At 68.5% G+C, this 7,308-nt stretch carries 6 protein-coding genes; 1 reads left to right on the forward strand and 5 read right to left on the reverse strand.

The genetic code is table 11. From position 1 onward, the window contains the following. The 3 genes from VGV06_09450 to VGV06_09460 all read right to left on the reverse strand — a co-directional run. On the reverse strand, positions 1-1,028 hold a 1,028-nt coding region (locus tag VGV06_09450; GenBank protein HEV2055384.1), incomplete at its 3' end, for an adenylate/guanylate cyclase domain-containing protein. A 155-nt stretch (positions 1,029-1,183) separates the two neighbouring features. After that, the gene (locus VGV06_09455; GenBank protein HEV2055385.1) at positions 1,184-2,731 is read right to left on the reverse strand and encodes a patatin-like phospholipase family protein; all 1,548 of its coding nucleotides are present in this window, start codon (positions 2,729-2,731) and stop codon (positions 1,184-1,186) included. Positions 2,732-2,854: 123 nt separating this feature from the next. Then, on the reverse strand, positions 2,855-4,204 hold the full coding sequence (locus VGV06_09460) for a hypothetical protein (protein HEV2055386.1): 1,350 nt from the start codon (positions 4,202-4,204) through the stop codon (positions 2,855-2,857). 51 nt (positions 4,205-4,255) lie between these two features. Here VGV06_09460 and VGV06_09465 point away from each other — a divergent pair, with 51 nt between their 5' ends. Next, positions 4,256-5,608 carry an MmgE/PrpD family protein gene (locus VGV06_09465; GenBank protein HEV2055387.1) on the forward strand — a complete coding sequence of 451 codons (1,353 nt, stop codon included), beginning with the start codon at positions 4,256-4,258 and terminating at the stop codon, positions 5,606-5,608. A 218-nt stretch (positions 5,609-5,826) separates the two neighbouring features. On the opposite strand, the gene VGV06_09470 is transcribed toward VGV06_09465, so the two are convergent. Both VGV06_09470 and VGV06_09475 read right to left on the reverse strand, forming a co-directional pair. Next, on the reverse strand, positions 5,827-6,933 hold the full coding sequence (locus VGV06_09470) for a cytochrome c3 family protein (protein HEV2055388.1): 1,107 nt from the start codon (positions 6,931-6,933) through the stop codon (positions 5,827-5,829). A 43-nt stretch (positions 6,934-6,976) separates the two neighbouring features. Next, the coding region (locus VGV06_09475) for an ATP-binding cassette domain-containing protein (protein ID HEV2055389.1) at positions 6,977-7,308 on the reverse strand (332 nt) is incomplete at its 5' end.

A 7,308-nucleotide genomic window follows, 5' to 3' on the forward strand; every position in this document is an offset into this window, starting at 1 on the left:
GAGCTCTCGAGGATGAGCCAGCCGTGCGTCCGGTGCGAGTGCGTGAACTCCCAGAAGAGGCGCGACTTGCCCACGCCGGGCTCACCCGACACCGCCACGATCTGCCCCTGCCCCGCCCGCGCCTTCTCGAGCGTCTCGCGCAGGCGCCCCAGCTCGCCGTCGCGCCCGACGAAGGGCGTGAGCCCGCGCGCGGCCGCCGCCTGCAGCCGCGAGCGGACAGCCCCGGCGCGGACAATCTCGAAGATCTCCACCGCCTCAGCGAGTCCCCGCACCGGCACCGGCCCCAACGGCCGGACTTCGATATACCCCTCGGCCAGTCGCAGCACATACTTGGTCATCAGCGCCGTGCCCGGCCGGGCCAACTGCTCCATCCGCGCGGCGAGGTGCGTCGTCTGGCCGATCGCGGAGTAGTCCATGTGCAGGTCGCTGTCGATCGCGCGGACCACGACCTCGCCCGAGTTGAGCCCGACGCGGATCTGGACGTCGATGCCCTGGCTGCGGCGCAGCTCGTCCGCGTACCAGCCGACCGTCTCCTGCATGCGCAGCGCGGCGTGGCAGGCGCGCACGGCGTGGTCCTCGTGGGCGACCGGCGCGCCGAAGAGGGCCATGATCCCGTCGCCCATGACCTGGTTCACGGTGCCTTCGTAGCGGTGGATCGCCTCCATCATTCGTTCGAGGACAGGGTCGAGGATCTTGCGCGCCTCTTCGGGATCGCGGTCGGCCAGGAGCTCCATCGAGCCCTTGACGTCGGCAAAGAGCACGGTGACGAGCTTGCGCTCGCCCTCGAGCTGGGCGCGCGTGGTGAGGATCTTGTCGGCGAGATGCTTGGGGGTGTACGTCTGAGGGTCGGCGAAGCGGCCCGTCGCGGGAGCGCCCGCCGTCAGCGCCGCGCCGCAGCCGCCGCAGAAGCGCGCCTCGGCCGCCACCTCGGCGCCGCAGGACGGACACGCCCGCGCCTGGCGCGCGCCGCACTGCTCGCAGAACCGGGCGCCCTCGCGGCTCGTGGCCTGGCAGCGCGGACACGTCACGTCACAGCCTCCCGCTCGAGCGCAATAGGCACATCTCCCACACGGAACGTTCCGGGAGTGTAGTCCTCGCGCGAGGCGGGGTCAAGCCGCGGTGGGTCGTTGTGAACCGTCCTTGAGACCCAGCGCCTCAACCGGCGTGAACACTCCGAGCGCGATCAGCGGGTCTTCCGGAGTTCTTTCTGCTTTTGCTGCTCGCCGGGACTAAAGAAGCCGCACCACGTATTTCCCCCGACCACCGGACTGCTCCCCGGGATGGAGAGAACCTCGCCGAGCCGGCGCACGCAGTCGAAAGCCTCACCCCCGGTCGGCGCAAATAGGTTCGCCACACCTTCTTCGATCGCCTTCGTCTCCTCCTTCTCGAGGCGGAACGTTGTGGGGATGGCGTTCAAGCTGTCCTTCAGCTCGAGTTTCGTCACGGCCTCGAACGCCACGTGGAAGAAAAACAGCTTCTCCCGCATCTGGCCGGTCACTCGTTCGCGCTCGTCCTCCGTCCACCTGGCCGGGCAGGCGTGGTCGGGCAGGCTGTCCCGCCAGCAATCCTTGGGTCTGGCAGAAGCGGCGATCGTCCGGGAGAAAAATTGGTCCAGGATGCGCTGGCGGTTGGCCTCCAGCAGCGAGTCGGTGGCGTCGAGGAAGTCCGTGTCGACGAAGTAGCTGAGCAGGCCCCGCGGGTCGGCCGAGGCTGGGTTGACACCGGTCGATGGGCGGAACGCATCGACCAAGACGACCACGATGCGGTCGTACTGGCCCACGACCTTGGCGTGATTCGACAGGAGGGTGCGCTTGACGCTGGCGAGCCCAAGATTGTCGAAGTTCCCGCCGTCGAACAGGTGCACGTAGCACCCCTGGCCCGTATCTTGACAGCCGGGGGAAACGTGAAAGTCCCGCAGCGTCATGTAGTTGAACACCGCCGGAAAGGTCGCCGATGCCATCACCGCCCGGGCCAGCTCGTACTCCGAGATGTCCGAGTTGAGCTTCACGGTGAAGTCCTCTGACGTGAACGTGAAGACCGTACCGAACGTTACGGCGCTCGGCGGATCGCTCGTGCGGTAGTCCCGGCTGCCGACCGTGGAGTTGAGGACCAGGTTGGGACGCGTGGGATTCAGGTCATGGAAACGCAGGTCGGTGCCCGTCGTCGTCAAATCGAAGAAATTGTCGGCGAACGTCTGTGCCATGATGTCCGTCCGGTCGAAGGCCGTGAGCCAGAACTTGGCGATATTGACCGGCCAGAACCAGTTGCCGATCCACCGGGCGATGTAGTCGCGGCCCATCAGATCCGTCACCGTGTCCTTGTCCCAGACTCGCCGACCGTCAGCAACCTCGCGCGCCCCCGGATCAAAACTGCTGGCGTAGTAGGCCGCAGCGAGGGAGCCGCCGGACACCGAAGAGATCAGGTCCACTTCCTTCAGCACGTTGAGCGGGGGGCCCTGGGGAGCGGGCACCTTCTCGAGAGCGAGCATGGCGCGGGCGGAGAAGTAGGCCGCGCGGGAGCCGCCCCCGGAGAGGGCCAGCAAGACGAGCACGTTCTTGTACTGCTTGACGTCTTCTCTCTTCCTGATCTCGAACGACGCCTGGGGCATCGGCGGCGACTCGGCCGTGAGCTCCGTGTTCGTGTAGGCGAAGTGCGTGGTCAGCGCGCACCCCGGCAGGAGCGCGACGGCGATCGCGAGCACGCCCACCCACTTCGCGCCCTGCCGTCTCATGGGATGGCTCCTTCGGCACGATGACCCGTCATGAGGCTGAGATCCGCTCAAACTCGGCTGCGACGCTCGGACGCAGGGGGACTCTAGTCGCCATGCTGGGGGAACGTCAATTGCTTTGTGTCCTTATTGGCGGCTCTCCGCGGGCGGCTCAGGCTTGGAGCCGCGGCTCCGCCGGATCAACACCTGGACGTCCTTGACGACGTCGCGCTCGATCTCTATGCGCGCCTCCTGCACGAAGATCTCCCACGCCTCGACAGTGGCGACCCATTTCATGCGTCGGCGCGTCTCGGGCACGGCGCGCCAGCCGCGGTAGATGAGAACGCGTCGATCGGGCTGGTCGCGCCGCTCCTCCTCCTCGACCTCCCCCCCGCACAACCGTAAGACGTCCTCGCGCGAGGTCTTGCCCGGCACGATGCGGTCCAGCGTCTCGGGCGCGAGCACTACCCCGCGCGACCGCGGACTCGCCCCCGACGCGCCCAGGTGCAGCCGCGCCCGCACCCGCGCCAGCAGCACGGGCATCGCGCGCCCGATGGCAGGACCGAGCGCGGGGCCCGCGGCCAGCAGCAGGAGCGGGATCAGCACGATCATCAGCCCCTGGAGCCGCGAGAAGTACCCGAACTGCACGCTCATGTGCTGGGGCACGATGCCCTCGGCCGCGCCCATGAAAAGCGACACCACTTCCGTGCTCTCGAGCGTCTCGCTGAGCCGGCGGATGCTCGTCGGCGGGTACACCTGCTCGATGCGCAGGTGGTCCGAGTGCGTGAAGTGCACCACCAGCTCGGCGGGCGCGTCGGCCAGGCGGACCGCTCGGTCGCGGTGCTCCGCGTACATGGGGAAGATCGGCCGGTCTCGCACCTCGTTGAACGACAGCGAGAACTCGTGGCGCTCGCCGGTGAACACGCTCTCGTACCAGTGGAGCTGGCGCGGCTTGATGACGCCGCTCACGCGCATGAGCAGGGTCATCATGTAGGTGGCGTTGGCCATCTGCGGTGTCCAGGGGATGCGGATCCACGTTGCCGCCGAGCTCAAGCCCAGCGCCTGGCTGTCCTGGACGAAGGTGACGTAGATCGCCTCGCCGACGGGCTGGGGCGCGGCCTCGGCCCCCTCGGCGTAGATGTTTTGGGCGTAGAGCGGGAGGCGGCCGTCGCCGACGACTGCAAAACCGCGCTTCTCAACGTACTGCGCCAGCGCCTTGTCCCCCGCCGCGCGGCCTTGCGGGTTCGTGACCTCGCCGGGCCAGAGGAGGAAGATGTCCTGCTCGATCCCCGCACGGCTCTTGCCGGGCGGGATGTCGAGCGACCAGCGCACCTCCAGGTCAACCGGGGTTAGCGAGGGCGTGACCGTTGCGCGAATGGACAACGGGCCGATGGCGAAGGGCGGATCGGGGCGCGAGGCGATGAAGATCTGCGCGTGCGCGTGAGCGGGCGCGAGCACCAGCGCGGCGAGCAGCGTACACCGCAACACCGAAGTCATCGGGCCCATGGTCACCGGGCGATGATAGCAGACCTGTGATAGGCTCGGCCCATGCGCGCCACCTCGACGATCGCCGAATTCGTCGCCAAGAGCCGCTGGGAGGACTGCCCCGCCGAGGCCGTGGTCGCGGCCCGCCGGGCCATCCTCGATTGCCTCGGCGTCATGCTCGCGGGCTCGGTCGAGCCGGCGGCCCGCATCGTGACGGAGATCGCCCGATCAGAGGGCGGCGCGCCTCTCGCCACGGTGGTCGGCACGTCACTCCGCACCGGCGCCGTGTGGGCCGCGCTTGCCAACGGCACGGCTGCGCACGCGCTCGACTTCGACGACACCAACTTCGCCATGATGGGCCACCCATCGGCGCCCGTGCTCTCGGCGGCGCTGGCGGCGGGCGAGCTGGCGCTGGCCGACGGCCGGTCTCTGGTCCACGCCTTCCTGCTGGGCTTCGAGGTCGAGACCACGCTGGCCGAGGTCATGAATCCACCGCACTACGAAAAGGGCTTCCACGCCACCGGCACGCTCGGAACGATGGGCGCGGCGGCGGCGGCGGCGCGTCTTCTCGGCCTCGACGCGCAGCAGACGCGCGCAGCCCTGGCCGTCGCGGCCAGCCAGGCCTCGGGGCTCAAGGAAAACTTCGGCACCATGACCAAGCCTTTTCACGCTGGGCACGCGGCGCGGAGCGGCGTGCTCTCGGCCTTGCTCGCGCGCGAGGGCTTCACGGCCTCGGAGCAGGCGCTCGAAGGGCCGCAGGGCTACTTCGCGGTGCTGGGCGCGGGCAAGCGCGACGAGGGCGCGCTCGAAACACTCGGCGCGCCGTGGAAGATTCTCAAGACGGGCGTGGCCGTCAAGCCGTATCCCTCCTGCGCGTGCACGCACTCCATCATCGACAGCGCGCTGGAGCTCAGGCGCACCCACGGCTTCACCCACGAGCAGGTGGAGCAGGTCACGGTGGGCGTCAACGCCGCGGTCCCGCGCATCCTCATCCATTCCAACCCACGGAACGGCCTCGAGGCCAAGTTCTCGGGCGAGTTCACGGCGGCCGCGGCGCTCTGCGAGGGGCGGGTCGGCATCGCAACATTCCGCGACGACAAGACGGACGATCCGGCCATCACGGGGCTGATGAAGCGCGTGCGCGTGGTCGTGGACCAGGGCATCCCGGGAGACCTGGAGCGCCACATGTGGACGCGCATGACGGTGCGCCTGCGTGACGGGCGGGAGTTGGCCATCGCGCCCAGGGCCGTGCCGGGACACCCGGGCCTGCCGCTCTCGATGGATCAGCTGAGGGACAAGTTCAGAGACTGCGCGCGCATCGTCCTGTCCGAGGATCGCGTCGAGTCCGTACGCGAGATGGTCGAAGGCCTCGACGGCTGCCCCGACCTCCGCAGCCTGACCGCGATCCTCAGCTAGATCCGAAGCTCCCCTTCCAGCACCGGCACGGCGGCTATCGTACACCACCCCTCACCCTGCCCTCTCCCCTGAGGGGAGAGGGGGACAAACAGAAACCCTCTCCCCCGCGAGGGGGAGAGGGCCGGGTGAGGGGGCGACGAGGGACTCGGGACGCGGGCTGCCCTAACCTGCTTCGCCCACGGTCAACATGCCACAGGCATGTTGAGGATCAATGACGATCAATGGTGGCAGGCGACGCACTCGAGCGGCGCGTTGCGCTTCTTCGTGTCGTCAGCCGTCGCGGGCCGCGGCGCCGCGCCCCACGCAGCGGGCGTCGGCTGCACCGCCTGCACGCCCTTCTCGTTCACGGCGCGGTGGCACTCGACGCACCAGCCCATGGTCAGCTTGGGCCCCGGCACCGGCATGCCCGCCAGGTTCATCACGTCGTTGAGGTGATTCTGGCCCGTCGTGGCGTGCACCTGCTCCATCGCCTCGATGCGGCCGTGGCAAGTCTGGCAGACGAGCCCCGCCTGGATGTGGTTCTTGTGCGGGAACTGCGCGAACTCCGGGATCCGGAAAACCCGCACCCACGGGATCGGCTGCTGCTTGTTCCAATAGCCGTGGAGCTTCTGGACCTGCTCGTTGCCCTGCGCGGCTACGATCTTGTGACAGCCCATGCACTTCTCCACCGAAGGCACCCCGGCGTCGCTGCTACGGCGCGCGCCCGCGTGGCAGTACTGGCAGGCGATCTGGTAGGAGCCCGTGTGGATGACGTGGCTGAAGAAGATGGGCTGCACCGGCCCCTCGCGCGTGGCCGTGACGGGCAGGACCTTGGCCGGATCGTAGGCGGGCTGGGCAAGCGACCGAACGTACACAATGATCTCGTTGATCTGCCGGTCGCCAAGCTGAGGCCTGAAGGGCGGCATCAGCGCGGAGAGCCCGACGGACTGCGGCCCGTCCGCAATGACCCGGTGGAGGAACTCATCGGGCAGCGGGTTCATGACCGCGCCCACGCTGAGGTCCTGGGGCTTGACGGCCAGGTTGGCGCCGCCGGGCCCGTCACCCTTGCCCGCGTCCCCGTGACAGGAGGCGCAGTACTGGACAAACATGTGCTTACCCCGTTCGAGGATCTCCGGGTGGGCGGTGGCCGAATGCCCGCCGGCGGCGTGATCGACGGCGGGCGCCTTGGGCGCCGCCGGGACCGCGGCTACAGCGACCTGGGTCGCCTTTAGGGTCGCCTTGGCGGAATTCTTGGCTGCCCAGCTCGGGAAACCGGCCAGGACTCCGATGAACAGGACCGCAACGACGAGATAGGCGGCCCCGCTGAGCCGCAAGAACCGATCCATTCGAGTCTCTCTCCCCCTTTGAACCCGCTACACGATACAGAAATCAGCCGCCAAGGTAAAGCCGTTTGACGTCCGGGTCGGCCAACAGGGCCGCCCCCGTGCCCTCGAAGCGGTTGCGCCCCAGTTCGAGGACATACGCCCGGTCCGCGACGGCCAGGGCCTTGGCCGCGTTCTGCTCTACCACCATCAGCGTGTAGCCGGCGCGCTTCATCTCGGCGAGCGTGTCGAAGATCAGCGAGACGAACTTGGGCGACAGCCCCAGCGACGGCTCGTCCAGCAGGATGAGCTTGGGATGGGTCATGAGCGCCCGGCCGATGGCGACCATCTGCTGCTCGCCGCCCGAGAGCGTCCCCGCGATTTGGCTGTGCCGCTCTC

The sequence above is a fragment of the Candidatus Methylomirabilota bacterium genome (genome assembly GCA_035936835.1).
In the GTDB taxonomy this organism is placed as follows: domain Bacteria; phylum Methylomirabilota; class Methylomirabilia; order Rokubacteriales; family CSP1-6; genus AR37.